Genomic DNA, 23,070 nt, shown 5'->3' with positions numbered 1-23,070 from the left:
TAAGTTACAGATTGTAATTTTCTGCAAAGATAGTCATTTCTAACCCATAGAGTCATTTTTTGCTCGTATTTTGTCGCATATCAACCACTTACAACGATTGTTAATCGTTTTTAGTGGACACTAGTGATCTTCTTCATTGCATACAGATGGGCAAAAACCTGGAAATTGCCTCATAGCATAGCTTCTCCAGCTGGAATGATCGGTGCAAGCAATTTCTTTGAATTGGCTGTAGCCGTAGCCATCTCTCTGTTTGGCTTGCACTCAGGTGCAGCGCTTGCCACTGTGGTTGGAGTATTGGTTGAAGTTCCAATTATGCTGACACTTGTTAAAATTTCCAATAAGACAAAACATTTATTCAACGATTAAGTTTATGACACATATATTAATTCTTTGTACTGGCAATCGTTGCCGCAGTCAGATGGCTCAGGGCATTCTGCAGAACCTTGACCCACAACTCGAAGTTCATTCAGCAGGTATTCGTCCAGCTGCTGAGGTGCATCCTCTTGGCATAAAGGTGATGGCAGAGATTGGCATCGACATCAGTAAGCATTACCCGAAGCACATCGACCAACACCTTGGCGAATCGTGGGATTACGTCATTACCGTTTGCGGTGGAGCCAACGAATCCTGTCCTGTCTTCATCGGGAAAGTAGGCAAGCGTCTTCACATTGGCTTTGATGATCCAGATGCTTTTAAGGGCAAGGAAGAAGAGATTCTGCCTGAGTTTCGCAGAGCTCGTGATGAAATAATGACAAAGATGCAAGATTTCTATTTGTCTGAGATAAAAGGCATCAAGATAGAATGCTGTTCATAAACCTTATAACCTCAAAAAATGATACAACAATTTGCAGATTGGTTGATCTATGACCTCTTTGGCATAGACGCCACTACACGCTTGGGCGAAGCTCTCAACTTCTTTGTCTATGACTCCCTGAAGATCATTCTGCTGCTCTTCCTCATCAGTACGGTGATGGGCATCGTTAATGCCTACTTCCCGATAGAACGTCTGCGCAATTATCTCTCGTCGCACCGGCTCTATGGTTTTCAGTACCTGCTGGCAAGTATCTTCGGAGCCATCACACCATTCTGTTCCTGCTCGTCCATACCACTTTTCATCGGATTCGTCAAGGGAGGTATTCCCTTGGGCGTAACCTTCGCTTTCCTCATCACTTCACCTTTGGTCAATGAGGTGGCTGTGGCAATGTTCCTCGGCACCTTCGGTTGGCAGGTGACAGCCATCTATGTCGCGTGCGACATCGTGATGGGAATGGTGGGAGGTTTCGTGTTAGGCAAGCTGAAACTCGAACGCTACCTCTCGCCATGGATCCTTCAGATGCAGCGGATGCAAATGCAAGCCGACGAGGCATTTGAAGCAGAACACACACCCTTCATGAAACGTCTGCCATCCATCACGAAAGACGCCCTCGGCATCGTCCGTGGGGTGATCCTTTACGTCCTGCTCGGCATCGCCATTGGCGCAGCCATCCATGGTTATGTGCCCGAATATTTCTTTGCCGACTTCATGCAGAAGGCAGGATTGCTGGGAGTACCGGCAAGTGTGCTCATAGCCGTGCCGATGTACGCCAATGCTGCTGGAATCGTCCCTGTTGTGGAGGTGTTCGTTGCCAAGGGCATTCCTCTCGGCACAGCCCTCGCCTTCATGATGTCAGTGGTAGGACTATCCCTGCCCGAAGCCACAATGCTCAAGAAGGTGATGACTTGGCGGCTCATCGGCATCTTCTTCGGCACAGTAGCATTTATGATCATGATTTTAGGGTGGACGTTCAATCAGATATTGTAGCTTTGAAAATAGTGGCAATGGAGTATCCAGTTGGGAAACGCAAGTAAGTGCGTAATATTTAGCGAGGGTGTTTCAAAATCTGCAAAGAAGCTTTTGCAACACCCTCGTTGAATACAAATAGTTTCCATGTCAGAGGGACAAACCTTTCTTCTTTGCCGGTGCTCCCAACCCTTGCTTTTGAGTGCCATCCCAGTTCGTGAGCTGGTCAGCACACCCATTGGAACCACCGAGAGAGACATATGTCTCAGCACTGCATGACATGTGATCTACAAATGCGCAGAAGTTGCTAATGGCAGCCTCCGAGAAATCAACTCCTTTTGCAGCAAACAACCTTGTCCAACTACAAACGCACTCTTCACGAAAATCACTACAATCTTTCCACGAAAGACCAGAAAGAAAGTCTTTTACGGATGCTTCAATTCCGCCACTATTGAAGAGCGAGTGGTTATGTTTGGAAGCAGATGCCATTATACCATAATAGATCGATGATGCCTCTTTCTGGTTAAATGAGGTTCTTGTGGTCAACGCAAATGCGCAGAGTACTGCCCGTCCTTCAGATATGAACTTGTCAAGAACGCCATTGTGTCTTTTGATTCGTACTTCTGCCTCACGTTTTGCTTCGGCAGCAATACGAGCTTCACGTTCCTTGCGCTCTTTAACCTTCCAGGCGGCCTCGTTATATTCGGGCTCTTTCCACAGAGCGTTCCACTGCAAAGAAAGATCCTCATAAGCAGAATGAAGGTTTCCCAAGTCTCTCTCTGCCTTATCAGCACGAGTCTTCTCTGCAATTCTGGAGTTACGGAGTTTCTGGACCGCATCTTCATCAATCAAAGTCAAGCGGAATTTGAGACCATCGATCTCCTCTGTCAGATCGGAAACCTTGACATTGAGTTCATTAATCTCAGCATCTTTCTCTGAAATAAGACTATCCTTATCCTTCAATTCCTTTGCAAGATTCTTGTTGCTGTCCCATGTCATGCGGAAGTTCTGACCGATAGATTCAGCCGTTGGTTTACCGCCCTTCCACGTCAAACCTGAAGCTTTTATAATGCCATCAATAGTTTCCTTAGCACCTGCCTCGTATGACTCCTTGATCTTTTCTGCTTCTTCTTTCTTGAACTTGCCAAGCTGAAAAATCTTTGCAAGGAAACCTGATTGAGCAGTCTTCAGTTCCTTCTGGGCTTCATCCTTCTGATGCTGGATGACAGCGGTCTCGGCTTCAATCTCTGCTTTCTGTCGTTTTGCGTCTTCGATAGCCAGTTTTGCCTGGCGCTCAGCTTCAAGTGTTACCTTGTCCTTATGCTTGCGCTCACGCTTCTCTTCATCAGAAAGCTCTTCATAAGGGATGCCACGTTCAAGTCCGTACTTGTAACCAACCTCATCATGATAATCAGTATGAAGTTGGTAAAGATATTCGGACTTCTCCTTCTTCGTTTCACCCCATACCTTTGCGAATGATACTCTTGCGACCTTCTCCTTGGTTGCTTTATGCTTGGTGTAGTTGTCTCGCTCGTCTTTTGGTAGAGCCTTCCATTCCTTGGTGGTGAGTTTTACATCAGGATTGTCATTGCTAACATACACACTACCTATGCGTCCATGTTTCTTGACCTGTTCAACAGGAACCGTAAGGACATGTGCATGGATGTTGGTCTCATCACAATGAACACTGAAACCTATGACGTTTTCTTCGCCCCATTTGCGACAAGCAAACTTGTAAGTGTCCACCGCCCATTCCCGGATCGGATCCATAAGTTTGATGTGACTCTGGTCTGCATTAGGGTCGGAAGTGTCAAGCTCTTGGTCACCGAAAGCGAGTCGCTTCATCACATCACGGTCACCACTAAAGATAATGTCCACAAGACAATTGGGCGTGTTCTGTGAAACCTGTTCTGGATTGTTCGCATCCTTGTATGGTTTGAAACCAAGTTCTTCATAACGCTGCTGTAGTCGAATGTACAAAGGCACAGGATTAGAGCCAAGAGGCTCTATCTTTCCACCTTTCGTAATCTCAAAATTGAGGTGCTTGCGAGAGAAGTTATAATGGTTGTTCTTCTCCTTCTCTGCGTTCTTTAGCTGGTAACGTTTTTCGTCCCAGCCTCTTCGCTCTGCCTCATTGCTAACTTGGACAGGAAATGATTTTCTATCTTTGCCAGCATGTATTGAGGCGCGTGGAATATGCTCTTCCATATTCGTGATTTTGTATTAGAATCCAGTGATACCACTGGCAGTATGTGTATAAATGTGTCATCGGGTCTCGGGCAGAGCCTGAGCATAATTGGACTTTTTAAGGGAGCCATCGTAAGTGGTGATTCTAAAAGTCCCTATTATGTTTAGGACTTTTAGAAAAAGTCCGCTGTACGCCCTGGGCGTTTCTGTATAGCCTGCCCGTCAGTTCAGGAGGATCTCGTGTACTGTTATGTATGTTCGACATCATGATGCTTCTGATGAATTTGGAGTTAGCTTGCGATAATCATTATGTTCACATCGCTCCAGGCGCCCTTGAAGAATGAAGGTGTTAATCCATTTGCTTGTGGTGCTTGGAGAGAATCCTAAATCAGTTGATACGGCAACATACTGAGGACGGCTGAAAGAATCCGGAAGTGCTGCATAAAGCATCTCCATCTTGTCTTTTTTAGTGAGAATCTTGCCACCTATGGTTGTCGCAACATCAGTCTTTGGCAGATGAGAGTAACAATATACGGTGTGATAGATTAGAGTGTCACCAAGAGCCATCGCGATTCTGAAGTCTTCCTCTTTGCAGCGAAGAATAGTACGAACATCTTTCTGTGCTAAGGCGGATGGATTTGGCGTTTCATCCATAAAGCGAATAGCTGTCAGTACCATCATCATGCGGAACACGGCAAAAGCCAAGCGTCTGACAACACCCTGCATATCATTAGAGATGTCTTCAACAGCCTCCTTGTTTACCAATCGATAGTGCTGATTGAACTCTTCACATAGATCTTGAGGAATAACGACTCTATAGTTTCCACCACGGAAGAAAGTCTCACGCATTCGTTTGTATCTAAGTCCCAACTGATAGTAAACATCACGCAAAGAGGAACTATGTTTTCCCTCGGAAAATGAGCTCTCAGAAAGAACGTCACGGAAGTCCATTTTGAAAGGAATGTGATAGCATGTGATTCGAGAGAATGTTCCGTCCTCAGCTTTTGGAGTAAGCGTGTACAACTGTTCTGGAGTGCCTGACAGACAAATAGCCAGCATTGGATGCTCAACAAGTCGATCCTCGTTTTCCTTACGACGCTTAATGTCAATGGGCTCATGATGGTAGGCCTTACGAATGATTGTTGTATAATCACCAAACTCAGACTTCAGAACAGCAGTCAGGGTATCGCACTCGGTGTCAAAGATTAGACCGATACCGTCATTATAGTCCAATTGTTCTATGACAGATGCAGCGCTACTGTTCGTCGGAATAAAAAGGGTACGGCGATGTGGTTCCTCTCCAGAGAAGGTATTGCCATCCTGCTTTGCTTGTCTCTTCTCGGCCTTATATTCACGTATCTGCTGGTCAGAAATCTCAAGAAGTTCCTTATGGATAGGAGCCACCAGTTGACGACAGTAATTCAATGATCCCTTACCCATACCTGCATCTGCCATGACAAAGAAGTACAACATCGGTCCCCAATCATCATGATTATATTCACCAACGACATTGTGTAATGTAATGGATAAGCAAGTCATTGCACCCATGAGAATCATATCTCTATCGTCCGGAGAAATGCAGTTGTCAACAACCTCTTTCAAGAACGGAGGGAGTGTTTCATAAACAAAAGAAGGGAAATGAGGGAGTTCTTCTTCGTCATAAATCCATTTGCCGCCAATTTCACATAAATGGACATTTGGATTTTTGGCTTTATGGATATTTGCAGATTGAGGCTGTGGTGCTTTATCACTATATCCATTTTTCCAAAAATCCATATTTCCAATGTGGGCATTTTTGATTTCTGTAGGTGGTACATCAGGTTTGGCATTGGAAATATCTACGCCTCTATCCTTTGCCATTTGGAAGAAAGTGCCGATAGTTACACCAGAACCAGTAGAGGCAAGACATTTATCATATTGTTTGTCAGTCTCGGCATGGTTGTATTTCGCATTCACCTTGCTGACACGATGAAAGAAATCACGCCCAGATTCTTTGAACTCGCTTGCAAGGGCAAAGCCTACCTTTACCCAGGCGTCATAACCTTCTGTGATGTCAACTCCACTTTCCTCAATGAGTCCAATTACACGGTCTACCTTATCATAAGTACATTCGCCCCCTAAATTATTATAAGGAGTCATCTGCTGTGGGGTGTTCTTAGCTGCATTGCTATTAGAAGGGGCATTCTCCCACTGCTCTGGTAAAAAAGTTTTCTTTTCTGACATATTCTGGATATTTTGAATTTATGTATGCTTCAGGATCGTAAGGAATGAAGCACGAGCGTGCCACATCACTCCCAGATTTGTCTGGCTCAGGATAACCAGAAGCAACAAGATAGTTATAAACTGCATTGTAGAAACGACTGTGCTCCCAGCCTTTACGCTCAATGTCTATCACCCACTTTAAGCCATCGCCTGATGGTGAACGGAAGAGTAGTTCAGTCTCAAAGCAATCATCATGAAGCAGTCTTTCCCTCAACGACGGAATGTCTGCTACATGGTCAAAGTCAATGCAAAGCAATTCCGAATGCAACAGGAGGTGATTCTTGTTGCGAATGCGGAATGTACCTGAGAACGTACAAAAGTCAAAGTTTTCTGCTTTGTATTTCCTCGCTGCATCTTTATCGATTATTGCACGTAAAGTCTCTGTTTGCCTTTGGGCATAAGGACCGACAATGTAGCGATAGATGTCAGGAATGGTGATACACCTAAGTGGTTCTACGTTTCTGATTGGTTTCCTGAAGAAAGAGAAGGAGTGATTTTCTCCCTCTCGTTCTCCAAAGAAATCTTCATAGATGGACAGGGCATTATCCATAATTGCGCGTCGCCTCCTTTCTGCCAGATAAAGGATTATTAGAAACGTATGCCCGTGCTTGGTCCATAAGATCCTTACCTGACGACATACCATCTTCTGCTAACCATGCATCAATCTCAGACTTGATAAAGTACAGTTCTCCTTTTTTATGATAAGGTATCTTAGGAGGCTTAGCAGATACCCATCCATAGACCGTTTGCTTCTTCGGTTTTGTTGGCAAATAGTCGCAAAGTTCTGTAATGTTAAAACGAACTTCTTCTACTACAGGCACGCAATTATGATTGTTCATATTGCCTACCATCGTTTCAAGGTTGCCTATTCGTTTGAGTATCTCGCTCAAAGCTTCTGGCATGGTGTCGAATGTGATTTTTTCCATATTCTTATTGATTTTTTCGATGAATTACATCGCAAGAATACGGAGATAAGCAGAGTATGTAGGGGTATATGATAAATATAGTCTATTATAGTCGTAAGTCACTAATTGTCAATGAATAAATAATCAATATTAATTTCGCTACGAACATACAACGTAAGTATTCGTAACAGAATCGTAAAGAATATAAAGCAGAAAAAAGGCTACCTAAGCATTTTACTTAGATAGCCTAATCGATAGTTATGAATTTTTATTTGGATGAATTGCCTGATATGTCTTTATCAGGTTCCTCTTGTTGGGTATTGTTACCAAAGTCAATTGTGAAAGCATCTGCAGCAGCTTCTTTTTTCTTGTCCACAACTTTGGCATACACCTGAGTGGTTCTGACGTTAGTGTGTCCCATCATCTTGCTTAGGGTAAAGAGGTCAGTACCTTCGGTCAACTGTATTGTAGCATAGGTATGGCGAAAGCAATGGAATGTGATATGTTTGGTAATGCCAGCAGCTTTAATCCATTTCTTAATCGGACGAGAGATTACCGATTTGTCAGGGATACCTTCAAAAACAAGTTGCTGAGGTTCTCTCGGCTCACCACATAGTTTATATGCCTGAGGGCTGATAGGCATATACTCCACACCACCCGTCTTCTTCTGGTCAAAGTTAATACGATGATGCTCACCTTCCTTGGCCAATTCAGCCCATTTGAGTTTTGTGATGTCGCAGAGGCGCAATCCTGTAAGTGCAGAAAATAGGGCTGCACGATACAAAATAGGATTATCGCATGGTGTCTGAGCTAGCTGGTTAAGTTCTTCAAGGCTTAGGTGCTCACGTCTTACCTCTTCTTCAGGAACCCCTTTTACCTTTGCGGCAATATCAACTGTGATATAACCGTCAATGAATGCCTGATGTACTGCACATTTGAATATGGCGAAATAAGTATTTGCAGTGTTCTGTGATAGCAATCCTTTCCTCTTGTCTCCACGTGGAGCCGTTAGGAGATACATTTTGAAGTCTTCCATCAATTTCTGACTCAACAGAGAGAAAGGAATATAGTCACTCTTGGCAAACAGACAGAGATAATCATATACACGATTCCAGTTAACGATGATTGACTCAGAACTACGTGCATGTTTCTTTTTCGACAAGTCTTTGACAAACTGAATGAAGTTTTGCTTGCCTTTTTCATTCAACTCTGCCTGAGCGGCATCTGTTTCTGAATACAATGAGGCATTGTCATACTCATGTTGACGCAATGCTCTGACGTTGTCTGCAAAGATACACGATTCTTGATCTACAGCAGAACGGCAGATGATAATGCCATTCTGATTACGCTTGGGCAGATAACTGACAGTACCATCCTTATCAGTTTTACATGGCTGCGACTTATCCCATACTGGAGTGGTTATGTCACGATGCAAATTTTCTCGAATGCGCTGTGGCTTATCGCTACCTGGTTGATAGATGGGATAAATGTCAAGATAAAGATACCATCCCTCATGAAACTCTTTCTTGCGGAGTTTCACTGATACTTTTGTTAATGCGAGTTTTCTTCTCATACGTCGGACTTATATAATTTATCAAATTCTTCTTTGGGTACATACACATAGTTGCCAATCTGTCTTGATGGGATGCCATACTTTCTTACCTGAGCCCACACTGAACTATCATTGATTTTGTACTTCTGGCATATCTCACCAATGGTGTAGCAATTCTCAGGCTCCATGTTGTAGAGTTTTGGCAAGGCATACTGCCTATTGATGGGTTCTTCTCGCAATGGGAATTTGCCCAAGAGTTCAGTCTTGCTGATGCGAGTTAAGCGAGTACCAAGATTGATACTTTGTATTTCTCCCTTACGGACTAAACGATGTAGGGTCTTTTTGCTTACACCAAACAATGCCTCCGCTTCTGCAATGGAGATATAATCCCTTGCATCAGGAATACGTTGTTTGAGTTCATCCAATCTCTGCAAGCGTTTCTCTTCTGCCTTTTTTCTTGCACTGGCAATCTTCTGGCATTTTGGAGAACAATACCTGGAGTCCAAAAACTTTGCGAGAAATACATTCCCACAGATAGCGCATCTGCGCTTGATTTCAACTTTTAATGTAGCCATCTTTTACCGTATATCAAATTAAGTTCCCACAAGGGGATATTAGGGACACCACGTCTAAAGTTTAGTGACGTGCCAAATCTGTGACAAGAATACGGTAAAACTCGATAAAAGTCCGAAAATCCAACAAAATTTAACAAAACAAGAAATCCGTGCAACTCGCTGAGCTACACGGACTTCCTTATATATTCTTATTTTTGTTTATCGATTCTTATGGCGAATTACTTCACCTCCTCGAAGTCAGCATCCTGGATGTTGTCATCCTTCTGGGTGTTCTGCTGTGACTGTTGCTGGTCATTGTAGAATGGGCCCTGCTCCTGTCCAGCACCTGCTCCAGCGCCAGCTCCTGGCTGTGCACCGGCATTCTGATACATTTGCTGTGAAGCGGTCTGCCATGCTGCATTCAGTGCATTGATAGCATTGTCGATGGCGGCAATGTCGCCTGCCTTATGGGCATCCTTCAATTGCTGCAGTGCCTGCTCGATAGCGGGTTTCTGGTCTGCGGGGAGTTTGTCACCCAATTCCTTCAACTGATTCTCTGTTTGGAAAATCATAGAGTCGGCCTGATTCATCTTGTCGATGCGCTCGCGCTCCTTCTTATCGTTTTCGGCATTCTGCTCAGCTTCAGCCTTCATGCGGTTGATTTCGTCTTCGCTCAAACCTGAAGAGGCTTCGATGCGGATGCTCTGCTCCTTGCCGGTGGCTTTATCCTTGGCTGATACCTTGAGGATACCGTTGGCGTCGATGTCGAAGGTAACTTCAATCTGAGGAACACCACGACGGGCAGGAGTGATACCTGTCAGGTTGAACTGGCCAATGCTCTTGTTTTGGTTGGCCATAGGACGCTCACCTTGCAGAACGTGGATGGTAACCTCGGTCTGATTATCTGCTGCGGTAGAGAATACTTCGCTCTTCTTGCAGGGGATGGTAGTGTTGGCGTCAATCAGTTTGGTCATCACACCGCCCATGGTCTCAATACCGAGGGTCAGTGGAGTGACGTCAAGCAGAACGATATCGCCTACACCTTCTTCTTTGTTGAGGATGGCGCCCTGGATGGCAGCACCTACGGCAACTACTTCATCAGGGTTAACTCCCTTAGAAGGTTCTTTACCGAAATAGTTCTTGACGAGCTCCTGTACGGCAGGGATACGGCTTGAACCACCAACGAGGATTACTTCATCGATGTCTGAGTTAGAGAGCTTTGCGTCTGCCATTGCTTTCTGACAAGGTACGAGGCATGCCTGAATGAGGTTATGTGCCAACTGCTCGAACTGTGAGCGGGTCAGAGTTTTAACCAAGTGCTTAGGCATACCGTCAACAGCGGTGATGTATGGCAGGTTGATTTCGGTAGATGTAGAGCTTGACAGTTCAATCTTTGCCTTTTCTGCAGCTTCCTTCAGACGCTGCATGGCCATAGGATCTTTGCGCAAATCAACGCTTTCTTCGTTCTTGAAGCCGTCTGCCAGCCAATTGATGATGACCTGGTCGAAGTCGTCACCACCGAGGTGTGTATCACCATTAGTAGAGAGCACTTCGAATACACCACCACCAAATTCGAGGATAGAGATATCGAATGTACCACCACCAAGGTCGAATACTGCAATCTTCATATCCTTGTTGGCCTTATCTACACCATATGCCAAAGCGGCAGCAGTAGGCTCATTGACGATACGACGCACATTGAGACCTGCAATCTGTCCGGCTTCTTTAGTGGCCTGACGCTGTGAGTCAGAGAAGTATGCTGGTACGGTGATAACTGCATCGGTTACCTCTTGTCCGAGGTAGTCTTCTGCGGTTTTCTTCATCTTCTGCAACACCATGGCAGAGATTTCCTGCGGAGTGTATTTGCGTCCTTCAATGTCAACGCGTGGATATCCGTTTTCGTTGACTACTGTGTAAGGCATGCTTTCAGCCTCTTTACGGCTCTGCTCGTATGTTTCACCCATGAAACGTTTGATAGAATAAACGGTGTTCTTGGGGTTTGTGATAGCTTGACGCTTGGCAGGATCACCTACCTTGCGGTCGCCGTCTTTTACGAAACCAATAACAGAAGGTGTTGTACGCTTACCTTCGCTGTTGGCAATTACAACTGGTTCGCTGCCTTCGAAAACGGCAACACAACTATTAGTTGTTCCTAAGTCGATTCCAATAATTTTTCCCATAATGTATTTCTTTTTAATTTTTAATATTCGTAATGTTAACGATAACTTAATAGCAAAGCGTGTGCCAAATGGTGTTTGACAGCTGTTAATAGTGGATGTTGTATGACATTTTGGCATGTATTAGTGTCATGATGTACTATCGCTTTTATATTAATTATGGTATTCGGTCATGTTTGTTGCTTTAAAATTTGGTTTTTCCCTTACTAAATCGTAACTTTGCAAGCGTTAACTATAAACAACTATTATGAAAAAGCTGATAACAATGGGTATTCTTGCGCTAATGACCACAACGGTTATGGCACAGGGAAGTGATTCCTATATCGTGAAGACGAAAGGAGTGAAAAAGGTGGAGACACCAAAAACTGATGCCAAACAGGTGGCAGGTTCTACAACACAAGAGGCAGACAAGCCTCAGGATTTCGTAGGTCGTAACTTTCCTCGATATGGTTTGTGCGACTGGCAAGATGGCATGCGTTTCATGGTTTTGCCTGAAAAATATGACATGTTGGTGAATACCTTCCGTGACGAAAGTAATAATAAGGAGGTGAGCAACGGTTATTTCCGTCGCAAGGTGATGGTGTATCGTGGCCATGCTGTTGGCAGTAATGGTCGTGCACGGCTCAACTTTACTTGCCAAGATGACAACAAACAGTATTATTTTGAGTTGCCCAATGGCAATTATGAAGACTATTGCTATAATAAGATAGGTGTGCCAACGTTAGCCTATCTGGGTGATGTAGATATTGCCCGTTCATTGCTTGTTGGCAAGACATTGGTAACTACCACTACTGATTATTATGTTGATACCGATTATGAAAGCGATGCTGCTGATTTGGTGAAGGTAGAGAAGGGACAGAAAGTGAAGGTTGTTGCCGTTGGTGTTGGAACTCGCTCGTTCCCTGTAAAGATTATCGTTGAGGGTAAGGATGGCAGTGAATTCTTCCAGAATGTGGCCATGAGCAAAACCAATTGTGGTATGCGCGATGATGAGTTTATTGTTGACAATGCCAAACATCTGTTCTACGGTTCGTTTACTTTTGAGGAAGAAGACGAGCGCCAGCAGTCAGCTTCTTTGGGTGATTATGCCCAATATATGAACAAAACAGTTCATTTGAAGTATCCTACTACCATGAAGGTTATCCGCAATGGTGCGGGTAGTCGTGTGGTGACAATGGCCAAGGAAACCACTTTCCGCATTGACGGTATGCGTCCTGTGCGTAATAGCCGGTATGTCACTTTGACACTTTCCGAAACTGTTACAGGTCGCCTTTATACGAAGAATGTGACTTTTAAGAATGAAAATGTGACAGGTGATATAGATGGTCAGAAGGAAGATTATTTCGGGTATCTTTTCTCGGAAGGCTCTGGTAAAACTCCTGTTAAGACTCATACCCGTCGTCGCAGATAATCTCGGATTGTATATATGGTCCAGAGACGGGACTATGATAAAAGGCGCATCGGATATTTCCGATGCGCCTTTTCATCTATGTGATCTGTGTATTACTCTTCGTTTTTGATGGTTTCAACAACCTTAGCTTCAAGTTCTTCGCAGAGTTCGGGGTTGTCTTTCATCAGTTGTTTGACAGCATCACGTCCTTGTCCGAGCTTTTGTCCGTCGTAGCTGAACCATGATCCGCTCTTCTGTATGATGTTGTATTGTACGCCGAGATCGAGTATTTCGCCTACTTTCGATATTCCTTCGCCAAAGGTTATTTCAAACTCAGCTTTACGGAATGGGGGAGCTACTTTATTTTTCACTACCTTTACGCGCACTTGGTTTCCGATGACTTGGTCACCCTCTTTGATGGGGCTGACGCGGCGGATATCGAGTCTTACAGAAGCGTAGAACTTCAGCGCATTACCACCAGTAGTTGTTTCGGGGTTACCAAACATGACTCCGATTTTTTCTCGCAACTGGTTGATGAAGATACATGTGGTGTTTGTTTTAGCGATGGTGGCTGTGAGTTTGCGTAGTGCCTGACTCATCAGACGCGCATGCAGTCCTACAGCCGAGTCACCCATGTCTCCTTCAATTTCCTTTTTCGGAGTGAGTGCAGCTACTGAATCGACCACCAATATATCAATAGCAGATGATCGTATGAGCTGGTCGGCAATCTCAAGTGCTTGCTCTCCGTTGTCGGGTTGTGATATCCAGAGGTTGTCGATATCTACTCCCAGTTTCTGCGCATAGAATCTGTCGAAGGCATGTTCTGCATCGATGAATGCAGCGATGCCGCCTGCCTTTTGTGCTTCAGCAATGGCGTGTATGGCCAGTGTGGTCTTACCAGAAGATTCCGGACCATAGATTTCAATGATTCTACCGCGTGGATATCCTCCCACTCCGAGTGCGAGGTCGAGGTTGAGGCTTCCTGTTGGTATGACATCTACATTCTCTATTTGTTCGTCACCCATTCGCATGATGGAGCCTTTTCCGTATTCTTTTTCTATTTTCGACATGGCCGCTTGCAGGGCCTTCATCTTTTCGCTTTGCGCGTTGATGGTCTCGTTTTCGTTTTCTTTTTTTGCCATGGTAGGTTTCTGTATCAATAAATGTAAATATTATAAAATAGGTGTAGTGTTTGTGGATTAGAGTTCTAAGTCTCCGTCAAACACTTCATGCCAAGGCAGTCCTTGTGTGTTGAGTTGTTCCATGAAAGGATCTGGATCAAACTCTTCCACGTTCCAAACGCCTGGTTTCTTCCATATTCCTTTGAGGAACATCATGGCGCCAATCATGGCAGGCACACCAGTGGTGTAGCTTACGCCCTGCATGCCAGTCTCTTCGTAGGCTGCCTGGTGTGAGCAGTTGTTATATACGTAGTATGTGCGCTGTTTGCCGTCTTTAGTTCCTTTGATGCGGCATCCGATGGAAGTCTCTCCTTCATAGTTTTCTCCGAGATCTTGTGGATTGGGCAAAACGGCTTTGAGGAATTGCAGAGGAACGATTTTTACCTTTGCCGTACCTGTTCCGTCAGCCAGTGGAGCTTCATATTCTATTTCATCGATTCTGCTCATGCCAATGTTCTGAATCACATCGAGATAGTTGAGATATTGCTGTCCGAAGGTCATCCAGAAGCGTGCCAACTTGATTGATGGGTAGTTTTTGACGAGTGACTCCAGTTCTTCGTGGTGCATGAGATAGCTCTCACGTGGTCCTATGTTGGGGTAGGTGAGTGCTTTGTGTACTGACAGAGGATCAGTTTCTTTCCATTCTCCGTTTTCGTAGTAGAGTCCCTTTTGGGTTATTTCGCGGATATTGATTTCTGGATTGAAGTTGGTTGCGAATGCTTTGTGGTGGTTTCCTGCGTTGCAATCGACGATGTCGAGTTGTGTCATCTCGTCGAAATGATGCTTAGCTGCATAAGCGGTGTAGATGCCGCTGACACCTGGGTCGAATCCGCAACCGAGTATAGCGCATAGTCCAGCTTGTTCGAATCGTTCTTTATAGGCCCATTGCCATGAGTATTCGAAGTGAGCTTCATCCTTTGGCTCGTAGTTGGCTGTGTCCAGATAGTTGCATCCGCAAGCCAGACATGCTTCCATGATGGTGAGGTCTTGGTATGGCAGTGCGAGGTTGATGACCAGTTCGGGCTGGTAGTCGTTGAATAGCGCTTTGAGTTGTTCCACATCGTCTGCATCTACTTGTGCGGTTTTGATGGGCATGGTGTATCCTTTTTTGTGGATGGCTTCTACTATCTGGTCGCATTTCTCCTTTCGTCTTGATGCGATCATGAAGTCGGTGAACACGTCGGTATTCTGTGCGATTTTAAATGCGGCTACGGTGGCCACACCACCTGCACCAATCATCAGTACTTTTCCCATTTTCTTATTTTTATTATTGTTTTTATAATTTTCTAGTTATATTATCGTTTCAGGGTTTTATTTCGTCTCCCCTAATGCCGAGTGCTGCCATGAGCGAGTATCCGAGTATTTCCTGTCGGAAGTTTCCTCCGGCTATGGGTTGCATGCTAAACACGGTAATGTGCTTTTCGGGGTCGGCATGTCGGAGTCCCTGTTTCACCTGTTCGATGTTTTTTTCAGCATCAGGGATAATCATCATTCGTTTCACGTCGGCGCTATTTGCGATGATTTGCATGGCATCGGTGAAGAGTTCTTCTGCCGAAACGAGTTCTTCTACGGTTACGCAACTGATTTGAAATTCGCCGAGCGAATCGCTGAAGGCTTTTCCATCAAGTTCTCTGTCGAATGTTGAAGGCATGAAGTTATCCATGCCTTTTTTGTTTTTGCCGTGTATCAGTATGACCTGAGTCTCGTGTTTTCCCTCGCGCATGCCGCCGTCGAGTGCGATGCAGTCAATCCATTTTGCCATGTCGGCTTTGGGTATTTGGCGCCCAATCATGCGTTCAAAGTTGACGATAAGATCGAATGTCACCCTGTCGATATAGTCTGCATCAACCAGGATGACGTTTTCTTTCCATGTTGTATTGTCGATGGAGGGTTGTATCATAATTTGCAAAGTTACATTAAAAGTGACGAATAGCAAAACATTCTCGTCGATTTATTTTCATACGGTTATCTCTCCCGATCCCAAGCAGCGGTGGTGCTGTTCGTCGTAGATAACGCAGAATTGTCCTGGTGCCACTCCGTGGATGGGTTGTGTGGAGTGTACGGTGAATTGTCCTTCGCCTTCATGCTCGATAGTGGCGGGATGGTATTCTGGTGTATGACGTATCTTGAAGGTAATATGGGTCTGCTGTGGATCGAGTGGGAGTGTGAGATGATGGAAATCATGCACTCTGAAATCCTGCTTGTATGCAGTCTTGGGATCGTATCCGTGGCTGACATAGAGTATGTTTTCTGCTACGTCTTTCTTAACCACAAACCATGGTCCGCCTCCGAAACCCAGTCCGTGGCGCTGTCCGATGGTGTGAAACCATAGTCCTTGGTGCTGTCCGATGCGCTTTCCTGTTTCCAGTTCGACCACTTCGCCTGGCTTTTCTCCGAGGTATCTGCGTATGTAGTCGTTGTAGTTGATCTTACCTAAGAAGCAGATGCCTTGTGAGTCTTTGCGCTTTGCGTTTACCAGATGTTCTCTTTCTGCAATTTCGCGCACCTCTTCCTTCATCATGTGTCCAATGGGGAAGAGTGCCTTTTTCAATTGCCAGTCATATATCTGTGCAAGAAAATCTGTTTGGTCTTTTACCGGATCGGGACTTGTGGTGAGCCATTTTCTTCCTTCGCTGTCTATTTCTGTCTGTGCATAGTGACCTGTTGCGATAAGGTCATAGTCCTTGCCACGCTTGTCGTGGAAGGCTCCAAACTTGATGAGTCTGTTGCACATCACGTCGGGGTTGGGTGTCAGTCCTGCCTTTACTTTATCCATGGTGTAGGTGGTCACTTGTTCCCAGTATTCTTTGTGACAGTCTATTACTTCGAGTTTACAACCGTATTTATGGCTTACGGCTGTGGCCATTTCTAAGTCTTCTTCCGACGAACAATCCCATTCTTCTTCCTCTTCAGGACCGATTTTGATGTAGAAGCAATCGGGGTGCAATCCTTGCTGAGCCAGTTGGTGGAGCACTACCGAACTATCTACTCCTCCTGAGAGCAGCACGGCAATGCGTTTTCCTTGTAGTTCTTTTATATTCATGTGTGCAAAGTTACATATTAAAGATGAGTTATCCATCGTTTCTTCCATCTTTTTTTTCATCTTTTTCTTCTTTGGTATTTCTGCATGATATTGATCATATCCACTTGCCCGATTGATGGATTGGGGTTGTATGTAGGTGACAGGGCAGCTTGCCGGTCTTTGCCTCGATGGATAGGTAGATGGGGGATTGACTGGTCGTTTTGGATGTATTTGGCCTGCATGGGAATATGACGGGCTACAAAAAAAGTCACCGATCAGCAGATTCGTGTCTGCGACCGGTGACAACAGTGTAAGTTTTTCAGTATTAGTGATGAGTTTTATTTCTTCTTGGTATAGAACATCAGACCAACCTGGTTTTTCGACAGTTTGTTGGTGTTGCTATCGTCTTCAAATACACCAGCCACAACCATCTGCATGTACATCAGGTTCTTTCTTGAATCCCAAAGACCATACGAACTATAGTTGTTGATGTAGAATGCTACTCTAACCTTGTGAGGCTTGTCGCCGTAGGTAAGATGGTATTCCATGGTAGAGGGGTTCAACAGAAACTGAATCTGAGTAGAAGGCATGAAGCCATATACACACTTCAGATCCACAGGCTGTGCATTCACCATAGCTGTCTTCAGATCGCCATCGGGCAGATTAACGGTGAAAGCCTTGGGAGGAATGTTCTTTATTACGAAAGCAGAGTCGCTGTACATGTCGATTTTTACATCAAGAGTATCGGTCTTGTAGTTTGAAGTGCCTTCGCCCGAAAGTGCATAAACCATCATTCCGTCGTGTACACCCTTGATAACATCGTAGCGCTGAGCAATCTCAGCAGGTGTCAGACGTGCGGGTTCATCGTCGCTGTTGCAAGCCACAAAGGTAAAGGCGGCCATGCAACCCATCAGCATAGTGATAATTTTCTTTGTTGTCATGTCTTTTCTGTTATTTGTTTTGTTACTAAATTCTTTGGCGATAGAACACCATCGTGGTGCCTCTTTCCGTCAACATAAAGACTGCCGTTGCGGAAAACTTGCATGGAAAATCTATAAGTTAACGTCTTTTAACAAAAATAACCATTGCAGTTATGCAAGTTTTTCCCACTTTTGCACTTTATAACGATAGAAACGAAAACATCGTGAAGCACTATACTGATACAGACGAACAGCAGTTGGCCGAACAACTTCGCTGTGGCAATGCCGCAGCGATGAGGGTGTTCTACGACCGTTATGGTGGACTGCTAACTGCCGTATGCGCGCGCTATATTACTGATAGCGAAAGTCTGAAAGATGTGATGCAAGACAGTATGGTGCAGCTCTTGACCCATGTTTCCGATTTTAAGTATCGTGGCGAAGGGTCGCTCCGAGCATGGGCCACCAAGATAGTGGTAACTCAAGCGTTACGCTATCTGCGCGAAGAAAAACGACGCGAATGGCAGACAATAGACTGGGACGTGGCTGATGTGCCGGAAGAAGACGATCCGCCTGTCAACGACATTCCCCCCGATGTCATACAACAGATGGTCAGAAGGTTGCCAACGGGATACCGAACGGTATTCAACCTCTACGTCTTCGAACGCAAAAGCCATCAGGAAATAGCCCAACTGCTGGGCATCAAGAAAGACTCTTCGGCATCGCAACTCAGCAGAGCGAAAAATCTGCTGGCACAAATGATAAGACAATATACAAACACCCAACAATAGATTCTATGAAAGAACAGTGGAGAAAAAAATTGCAAGACAAGATGGCTGACTATCAGCAGCCAGCTCCCCTCCTGTCATGGGATGAGTTGGAGCAAGTCGTGGCAGCACAGCAGCGCCCAGCCAAGAAAGTTGTATTCTACCGTCAACGATGGATAGCTGTGGCGGCAGTAGGCATCCTGTGTGTTGGCGTGGCAGTCAGTTTGTTGTGGAATCCAGCGCACCTCAACCCGCAGCAGTCCAGTATTCAGACTTCTGTCGGTACAGAAAAACAAGGCGTTCAGCTGTCAGCAAAAACAGAAAAGCAGCTTCTGTCAGACAGTCAACCCTTGTTGGCTTCTCTGTCCGAACAACATTCGCAGAAAGCCGAACGGTTGCCGAAGGAATCCCGACGGATATTAACAACCGACGAACGTGTGGATGTGGAAAACACAGAACAATCCTCGTTGGCTGTGGCAGCGACAGACGAAACAACAGCCAAAGCTGTAACTGAAACAACTGAAACGATTGCTGCAACAGCCTCGAACCCTGCCGACGAGCAGACTCAACCGGTCACATCGAAAACCAACCGCCTCACGCTTGCCAATGTATCGGGACGTGAGCGGAAGGCATCTGAATATCTCTCACATACCCATGGCAACGATGCTTATGGTGACAGCCAACGTCTCACGGCGCAGGCATTCTTCTCCAACGGATTCTCTAATGATGGCAACAAAGGGGGAGAACTTGTCGTGTACGACGTAACGCCACCTGCTGATACTCAGGTTTTTGGGGCGAAAGGTCCAGATATATTACGACCTATCGAACTGGCTTCGGCTACACCAAAGGAACACTATAAACACCACTTCCCATTGCGCTTTGGAGTATCTATGCGTTATTATATCAACAATCGGTGGAGTGTCGAGGCAGGACTCTCATACACTCGCCTTACGGCAGATTTCACCAGAGAGAGCGTGCATTATGTTCAACAGATGGAGCAGAAACTGCACTATGTGGGAATCCCGCTTCATGTCAACTATACGCTGTGGAATAGCAGACGCTTGCACTTCTATGCCAAAGCAGGCGGCACAGTCGAGAAAATGGTTAGTGGACGCCGATGCGCCACATCAAACCCTGACAGTGAAAGCTACCCCATGTCCAGTGAAAAAGTTACCATACGTCCACTCCAACTGTCAATAGACGGTGGACTCGGAGGCGAATTCATGATCGACCGGCAGTTTAGTATCTATGCAGAACCAACGGTCAATTATCATTTCGACAACGGGTCAAAGATACCTACCTATTATCAGGAACATCCTTTCGGATTTGGACTCACCATGGGACTAAGGTTTAACTGGAAATAATGACAAATGTTCTGATTGATGAATACGGCGCTTCCGACCTTGGAAGTGCCGTATTGCTGATTATTGACCGAAAAGTTTCCGTATTTCAACAAAAAGCAGTACATTTGCACAGAAATATAAAAACACCACTAACTGATAATGAGAAAGATATTTGTGCGATGCCTATGGGCTTTCCTTGGAGCATCGGTTCTGACCGCTGTAGTGGCTTTCTGGGCCATTGCGAAAGGATGGATTGGTTATATGCCACCCATCGAAGAACTCCAAAACCCTATCAATCGCTATGCCACACAGATATATAGTGCCGATGGAAAAATTATGGGAACATGGAATTACAACCGTGAAAACCGTATCCTCGTAGATTATTCACAACTCGCACCAGCACTGGTCCAAGCACTGGTGGCTACCGAAGATGTGCGATTCTATGAACATTCTGGAATCGATTTCTTCGCACTCGGACGCGCCATAGTCAAGCGCGGACTACTTGGACACAAGAGTGCCGGAGGTGGTTCGACTATTACACAGCAACTCGCCAAACAGCTCTATTCATCTACCGCACATAGTGTAATCGAACGTCTGCTCCAGAAACCCATCGAATGGGTTATCGCCGTACAGTTGGAACGCAACTATACCAAAGACGAGATTATTTCCATGTATCTCAACTATTTCGACTTCCTACACAATGCCGTGGGCATCAAAACCGCGGCAAGTACATATTTTGGTAAAGAACCAAAAGACCTTACTGTCAACGAGGCGGCAGTACTCATCGGACTTTGCAAAAACCCATCCTATTTCAATCCTGTGCGCCATCCCGACCGTTGTACCGAACGCCGAAACGTAGTACTTTCACAGATGGAGAAAGCAGGATACCTCTCAGAAGAAGAGTGTGCACGATATACTGCAGAACCGCTCAAACTCAATTTCCATGTCAACGACCATAAAGATGGCGTCGCCGTATATTTCCGCGATTACCTACGCCGCTACATGATGGCCAAAAGACCAGAGCGCTCCGACTATCCATCATGGAACATGGTACGCTTCCATCAGGATTCTATCAACTGGGAGAACGATCCACTCTACGGATGGTGCAATAAGAATAGAAAGAAAAACGGTGAAACGTACAATCTCTATTCTGACGGACTACGTGTCTATACCACTATCGATTCGCGTATGCAGGAATATGCCGAACAGGCCGTATATAAACATGTTGTAAAATATCTGCAACCCGCATTCAACCGCGAGATAAAGGGAAAGAAGAGTGCACCGTATTCCGGTAACCTTACCATGGAGCAAGTCAACAAAATCCTGATGCGCTCCGTACGCCAATGCGAACGATATCGCGTGCTAAAAGAGTCGGGAGCTACTGAGGAACAGATACGAAAGTCGTTCAATACCAAAACAGAAATGTCGGTATTCACCTATCATGGAGAAGTTGATACTATCATGACACCGCTTGACTCCATACGCTATTATAAGTCGTTCCTGCGTTGCGGATTCATGAGCATGTGCCCCCAAAACGGAGCCGTAAAAGCCTATGTAGGTGGACTCAATTTCACACATTTCGCATACGATATGTGTATGGAAGGACGACGACAGGTGGGCTCTACCATCAAACCATTCCTCTATTCACTCGCTATGGAAAATGGATTCTCGCCATGCGACCTCGCACCGAATGTCCAACAAACCTATATGGTGGCAGGAAAACCGTGGACTCCACGCAATAGCAGCCATTCCCGTTATGGCGAAATGGTCACGCTTAAATGGGGATTGCAGCAGTCGAACAACTGGATTTCGGCTTATCTCATGAGTAAACTCAATCCGCAGGCATTCGTAACCCTGTTGCGAGAATATGGCATCAATAATCCGGAAATACACCCATCCATGTCGCTCTGCCTCGGTCCATGCGATATTACAGTGGCAGAAATGGTTAGCGCATATACTGCATTCGTCAATCACGGCATCCGCACCGCACCACTTCTCGTAACACGCATTGAAGATAATGAAGGCAATGTCGTGGCACAGTTCCGACCACGCATGAACGAGGTCATAAGCGAAGAAAGCGCCCACAAAATGCTCTATATGCTTAAAGCAGTTATTGATGGAGGTACCGGTGGACGATTACGCTATATGTATAATATCACGGGAGAAGTCGGAGGAAAGACCGGAACCACCAACAATAATAGCGACGCATGGTTTATGGGCATTACTCCCAACCTCGTTAGCGGCTGTTGGGTAGGAGGCGATGATCGCGACATTCACTTTTCCATGACCAGTATCGGCCAGGGTGCATCAGGTGCACTCCCCATTTGGGCTTATTTCATGAAAAGTGTTTATGCAGACAAGCGCTTAGGCTATTCACCCGAAGCCGTGTTCGATCTGCCACCAGGTTACAATCCATGCAAAATGGATGAAAGTGGTTTGGATGCAACTTTCAATGCCGGTGGAAACATAGAAGATATATTCGAGTAGTCTCGTTGTGATATAAAGAAAAACTGCCCCCAAGAGCGAAATTGTTCTTGGGGGTGCTTTTTATCCCAACTCCCCATCGCAACCATAATAGTCCTTTATTGACTCAAATAGTGACCTTGCAAAAATCAATTTCCCCCGTTCTTTGCACATTTCCGCAAAGCTTCCCTCTAAAAACGGAATTCAGGAATAGCGGCATTGGTGCGTTTCGGGTGCTTTTTTCAGCCATCGGAAATGAAGAAAAAGATTTGTGCGCATCCACACGTCCTTTATATATAATAAATAAGGAGTTCCCGTTTTGCGGCTTGACAGAAATCAATCTCTGCAAAAAAGTTTCATGCAATCTGCATTTTTTTCTCGAAAAAGTTTGGTAGTTCAGAAAAAAGCCGTACCTTTGCATCCGCTTTCAGGAATACAACACCTGACAAGCACTGAAGGAAGAGTTCTTTGAAAGATTTACATAAAACAGAGAAGTAGTAGTACAAGAAGCGAGACTTACTTTTTATGAGTACAGTCTTGGGTGAATTTACGAACCGTCGATTTTTAGGA

Annotated in this window: 19 protein-coding genes and 1 pseudogene; 7 read left to right on the top strand and 13 right to left on the bottom strand. The window is 45.2% G+C overall.

From position 1 onward, the window contains the following. Positions 1 to 117: 117 nt before the first annotated feature. The 3 genes and pseudogenes from CIK96_RS13330 to CIK96_RS11705 all read left to right on the top strand — a co-directional run. Positions 118 to 366, top strand: a pseudogene (locus CIK96_RS13330) (arsenic resistance protein); the annotation flags it as partial. Positions 367 to 370: 4 nt separating this feature from the next. Continuing rightward, complete coding sequence (locus CIK96_RS11710; protein ID WP_094440678.1) at positions 371 to 814, top strand: arsenate reductase ArsC; 444 nt, start codon at positions 371 to 373, stop codon at positions 812 to 814. Between the two features lie 18 nt (positions 815 to 832). Next, on the top strand, positions 833 to 1,801 hold the full coding sequence (locus CIK96_RS11705; protein ID WP_094440677.1) for a permease: 969 nt from the start codon (positions 833 to 835) through the stop codon (positions 1,799 to 1,801). Positions 1,802 to 1,930: 129 nt separating this feature from the next. On the opposite strand, the gene mobV is transcribed toward CIK96_RS11705, so the two are convergent. The 7 genes from mobV to dnaK form a co-directional block, all read right to left on the bottom strand. After that, positions 1,931 to 3,988, bottom strand: a complete 2,058-nt coding sequence (gene mobV / locus CIK96_RS11700; RefSeq protein ID WP_094440676.1) for a MobV family relaxase — start codon at positions 3,986 to 3,988, stop codon at positions 1,931 to 1,933. Between the two features lie 243 nt (positions 3,989 to 4,231). After that, on the bottom strand, positions 4,232 to 6,190 hold the full coding sequence (locus CIK96_RS11695; protein ID WP_094440675.1) for a DUF3987 domain-containing protein: 1,959 nt from the start codon (positions 6,188 to 6,190) through the stop codon (positions 4,232 to 4,234). Beyond that, a complete protein-coding gene (locus tag CIK96_RS11690; RefSeq protein WP_094440674.1) occupies positions 6,138 to 6,779 on the bottom strand; it encodes a BT4734/BF3469 family protein in 642 nt (213 codons plus the stop codon). Before CIK96_RS11690 ends, CIK96_RS11695 begins: the two co-directional genes overlap by 53 nt. Next, positions 6,772 to 7,155 carry an AlpA family transcriptional regulator gene (locus tag CIK96_RS11685; protein ID WP_094440673.1) on the bottom strand — a complete coding sequence of 128 codons (384 nt, stop codon included), beginning with the start codon at positions 7,153 to 7,155 and terminating at the stop codon, positions 6,772 to 6,774. The genes CIK96_RS11690 and CIK96_RS11685 overlap by 8 nt, the downstream gene beginning before the upstream one ends. Positions 7,156 to 7,402: 247 nt before the next feature. Continuing rightward, positions 7,403 to 8,707 carry a site-specific integrase gene (locus CIK96_RS11680; protein WP_094440672.1) on the bottom strand — a complete coding sequence of 435 codons (1,305 nt, stop codon included), beginning with the start codon at positions 8,705 to 8,707 and terminating at the stop codon, positions 7,403 to 7,405. Further along, positions 8,704 to 9,261 carry a helix-turn-helix domain-containing protein gene (locus tag CIK96_RS11675; protein ID WP_094440671.1) on the bottom strand — a complete coding sequence of 186 codons (558 nt, stop codon included), beginning with the start codon at positions 9,259 to 9,261 and terminating at the stop codon, positions 8,704 to 8,706. Before CIK96_RS11675 ends, CIK96_RS11680 begins: the two co-directional genes overlap by 4 nt. A gap of 218 nt (positions 9,262 to 9,479) precedes the next feature. Further along, positions 9,480 to 11,420 (bottom strand): molecular chaperone DnaK, encoded by a 1,941-nt coding sequence (gene dnaK, locus CIK96_RS11670; RefSeq protein WP_094440670.1) that lies wholly within the window; start codon positions 11,418 to 11,420, stop codon positions 9,480 to 9,482. 244 nt (positions 11,421 to 11,664) lie between these two features. On the opposite strand from dnaK, the gene CIK96_RS11665 reads away from it, so the two are divergent. After that, a complete protein-coding gene (locus CIK96_RS11665) occupies positions 11,665 to 12,828 on the top strand; it encodes a hypothetical protein (protein ID WP_094390844.1) in 1,164 nt (387 codons plus the stop codon). Between the two features lie 92 nt (positions 12,829 to 12,920). On the opposite strand, the gene recA is transcribed toward CIK96_RS11665, so the two are convergent. The 6 genes from recA to CIK96_RS11640 all read right to left on the bottom strand — a co-directional run bounded on the left by recA (position 12,921) and on the right by CIK96_RS11640 (position 17,951). Beyond that, positions 12,921 to 13,949 (bottom strand): recombinase RecA, encoded by a 1,029-nt coding sequence (recA, locus tag CIK96_RS11660; RefSeq protein ID WP_094390843.1) that lies wholly within the window; start codon positions 13,947 to 13,949, stop codon positions 12,921 to 12,923. Between the two features lie 57 nt (positions 13,950 to 14,006). Then, a complete protein-coding gene (locus tag CIK96_RS11655; RefSeq protein ID WP_094390842.1) occupies positions 14,007 to 15,242 on the bottom strand; it encodes a saccharopine dehydrogenase family protein in 1,236 nt (411 codons plus the stop codon). Between the two features lie 49 nt (positions 15,243 to 15,291). Then, positions 15,292 to 15,888, bottom strand: a complete 597-nt coding sequence (locus CIK96_RS11650; protein ID WP_094440669.1) for a DUF6621 family protein — start codon at positions 15,886 to 15,888, stop codon at positions 15,292 to 15,294. A 57-nt stretch (positions 15,889 to 15,945) separates the two neighbouring features. Continuing rightward, complete coding sequence (mnmA, locus tag CIK96_RS11645; RefSeq protein WP_094390840.1) at positions 15,946 to 17,031, bottom strand: tRNA 2-thiouridine(34) synthase MnmA; 1,086 nt, start codon at positions 17,029 to 17,031, stop codon at positions 15,946 to 15,948. Between the two features lie 56 nt (positions 17,032 to 17,087). Continuing rightward, entirely contained in the window at positions 17,088 to 17,282 is a 195-nt protein-coding gene (locus CIK96_RS13100; protein WP_144007528.1) for a hypothetical protein, read from the bottom strand. A 66-nt stretch (positions 17,283 to 17,348) separates the two neighbouring features. Further along, positions 17,349 to 17,951: a DUF4840 domain-containing protein gene (locus CIK96_RS11640; protein WP_094434133.1), complete on the bottom strand. Its 603-nt coding sequence runs from the start codon at positions 17,949 to 17,951 to the stop codon at positions 17,349 to 17,351. Between the two features lie 152 nt (positions 17,952 to 18,103). On the opposite strand from CIK96_RS11640, the gene CIK96_RS11635 reads away from it, so the two are divergent. The 3 genes from CIK96_RS11635 (at position 18,104) to CIK96_RS11625 (ending at position 22,524) form a co-directional block, all read left to right on the top strand. Next, a complete protein-coding gene (locus CIK96_RS11635; RefSeq protein WP_094440668.1) occupies positions 18,104 to 18,718 on the top strand; it encodes an RNA polymerase sigma factor in 615 nt (204 codons plus the stop codon). 5 nt (positions 18,719 to 18,723) lie between these two features. Next, positions 18,724 to 20,058 (top strand): outer membrane beta-barrel protein, encoded by a 1,335-nt coding sequence (locus CIK96_RS11630; protein ID WP_094440667.1) that lies wholly within the window; start codon positions 18,724 to 18,726, stop codon positions 20,056 to 20,058. A 138-nt stretch (positions 20,059 to 20,196) separates the two neighbouring features. Next, positions 20,197 to 22,524, top strand: coding sequence for a transglycosylase domain-containing protein (locus tag CIK96_RS11625; protein ID WP_094390836.1), 2,328 nt, complete (start codon positions 20,197 to 20,199; stop codon positions 22,522 to 22,524). Positions 22,525 to 23,070: the final 546 nt, after the last annotated feature.

It is taken from the genome of Prevotella sp. P4-98 (assembly GCF_002251405.1).
Classification (GTDB): Bacteria; Bacteroidota; Bacteroidia; order Bacteroidales; family Bacteroidaceae; genus Prevotella.
The sequence above is the reverse complement of the archived record's forward strand: the minus strand, read 5'-3'. Positions and strand labels throughout refer to the sequence as shown.

Excerpts from the sequence above, each read along its gene's own strand:
- CIK96_RS11705 (WP_094440677.1), top strand. The coding sequence starts at position 833 with ATGATACAACAATTTGCAGATTGGTTGATCTATGACCTCTTTGGCATA.
- CIK96_RS11695 (WP_094440675.1), bottom strand. The coding sequence starts at position 6,190 with ATGTCAGAAAAGAAAACTTTTTTACCAGAGCAGTGGGAGAATGCCCCT.
- CIK96_RS11650 (WP_094440669.1), bottom strand. The coding sequence starts at position 15,888 with ATGATACAACCCTCCATCGACAATACAACATGGAAAGAAAACGTCATC.
- CIK96_RS11680 (WP_094440672.1), bottom strand. The coding sequence starts at position 8,707 with ATGAGAAGAAAACTCGCATTAACAAAAGTATCAGTGAAACTCCGCAAG.
- CIK96_RS11655 (WP_094390842.1), bottom strand. The coding sequence starts at position 15,242 with ATGGGAAAAGTACTGATGATTGGTGCAGGTGGTGTGGCCACCGTAGCC.
- CIK96_RS11685 (WP_094440673.1), bottom strand. The coding sequence starts at position 7,155 with ATGGAAAAAATCACATTCGACACCATGCCAGAAGCTTTGAGCGAGATA.
- recA (WP_094390843.1), bottom strand. The coding sequence starts at position 13,949 with ATGGCAAAAAAAGAAAACGAAAACGAGACCATCAACGCGCAAAGCGAA.
- CIK96_RS11710 (WP_094440678.1), top strand. The coding sequence starts at position 371 with ATGACACATATATTAATTCTTTGTACTGGCAATCGTTGCCGCAGTCAG.
- CIK96_RS11640 (WP_094434133.1), bottom strand. The coding sequence starts at position 17,951 with ATGACAACAAAGAAAATTATCACTATGCTGATGGGTTGCATGGCCGCC.
- CIK96_RS11665 (WP_094390844.1), top strand. The coding sequence starts at position 11,665 with ATGAAAAAGCTGATAACAATGGGTATTCTTGCGCTAATGACCACAACG.
- mnmA (WP_094390840.1), bottom strand. The coding sequence starts at position 17,031 with ATGAATATAAAAGAACTACAAGGAAAACGCATTGCCGTGCTGCTCTCA.
- mobV (WP_094440676.1), bottom strand. The coding sequence starts at position 3,988 with ATGGAAGAGCATATTCCACGCGCCTCAATACATGCTGGCAAAGATAGA.
- CIK96_RS11675 (WP_094440671.1), bottom strand. The coding sequence starts at position 9,261 with ATGGCTACATTAAAAGTTGAAATCAAGCGCAGATGCGCTATCTGTGGG.
- dnaK (WP_094440670.1), bottom strand. The coding sequence starts at position 11,420 with ATGGGAAAAATTATTGGAATCGACTTAGGAACAACTAATAGTTGTGTT.
- CIK96_RS11630 (WP_094440667.1), top strand. The coding sequence starts at position 18,724 with ATGAAAGAACAGTGGAGAAAAAAATTGCAAGACAAGATGGCTGACTAT.
- CIK96_RS11690 (WP_094440674.1), bottom strand. The coding sequence starts at position 6,779 with ATGGATAATGCCCTGTCCATCTATGAAGATTTCTTTGGAGAACGAGAG.
- CIK96_RS11635 (WP_094440668.1), top strand. The coding sequence starts at position 18,104 with ATGCAAGTTTTTCCCACTTTTGCACTTTATAACGATAGAAACGAAAAC.
- CIK96_RS11625 (WP_094390836.1), top strand. The coding sequence starts at position 20,197 with ATGAGAAAGATATTTGTGCGATGCCTATGGGCTTTCCTTGGAGCATCG.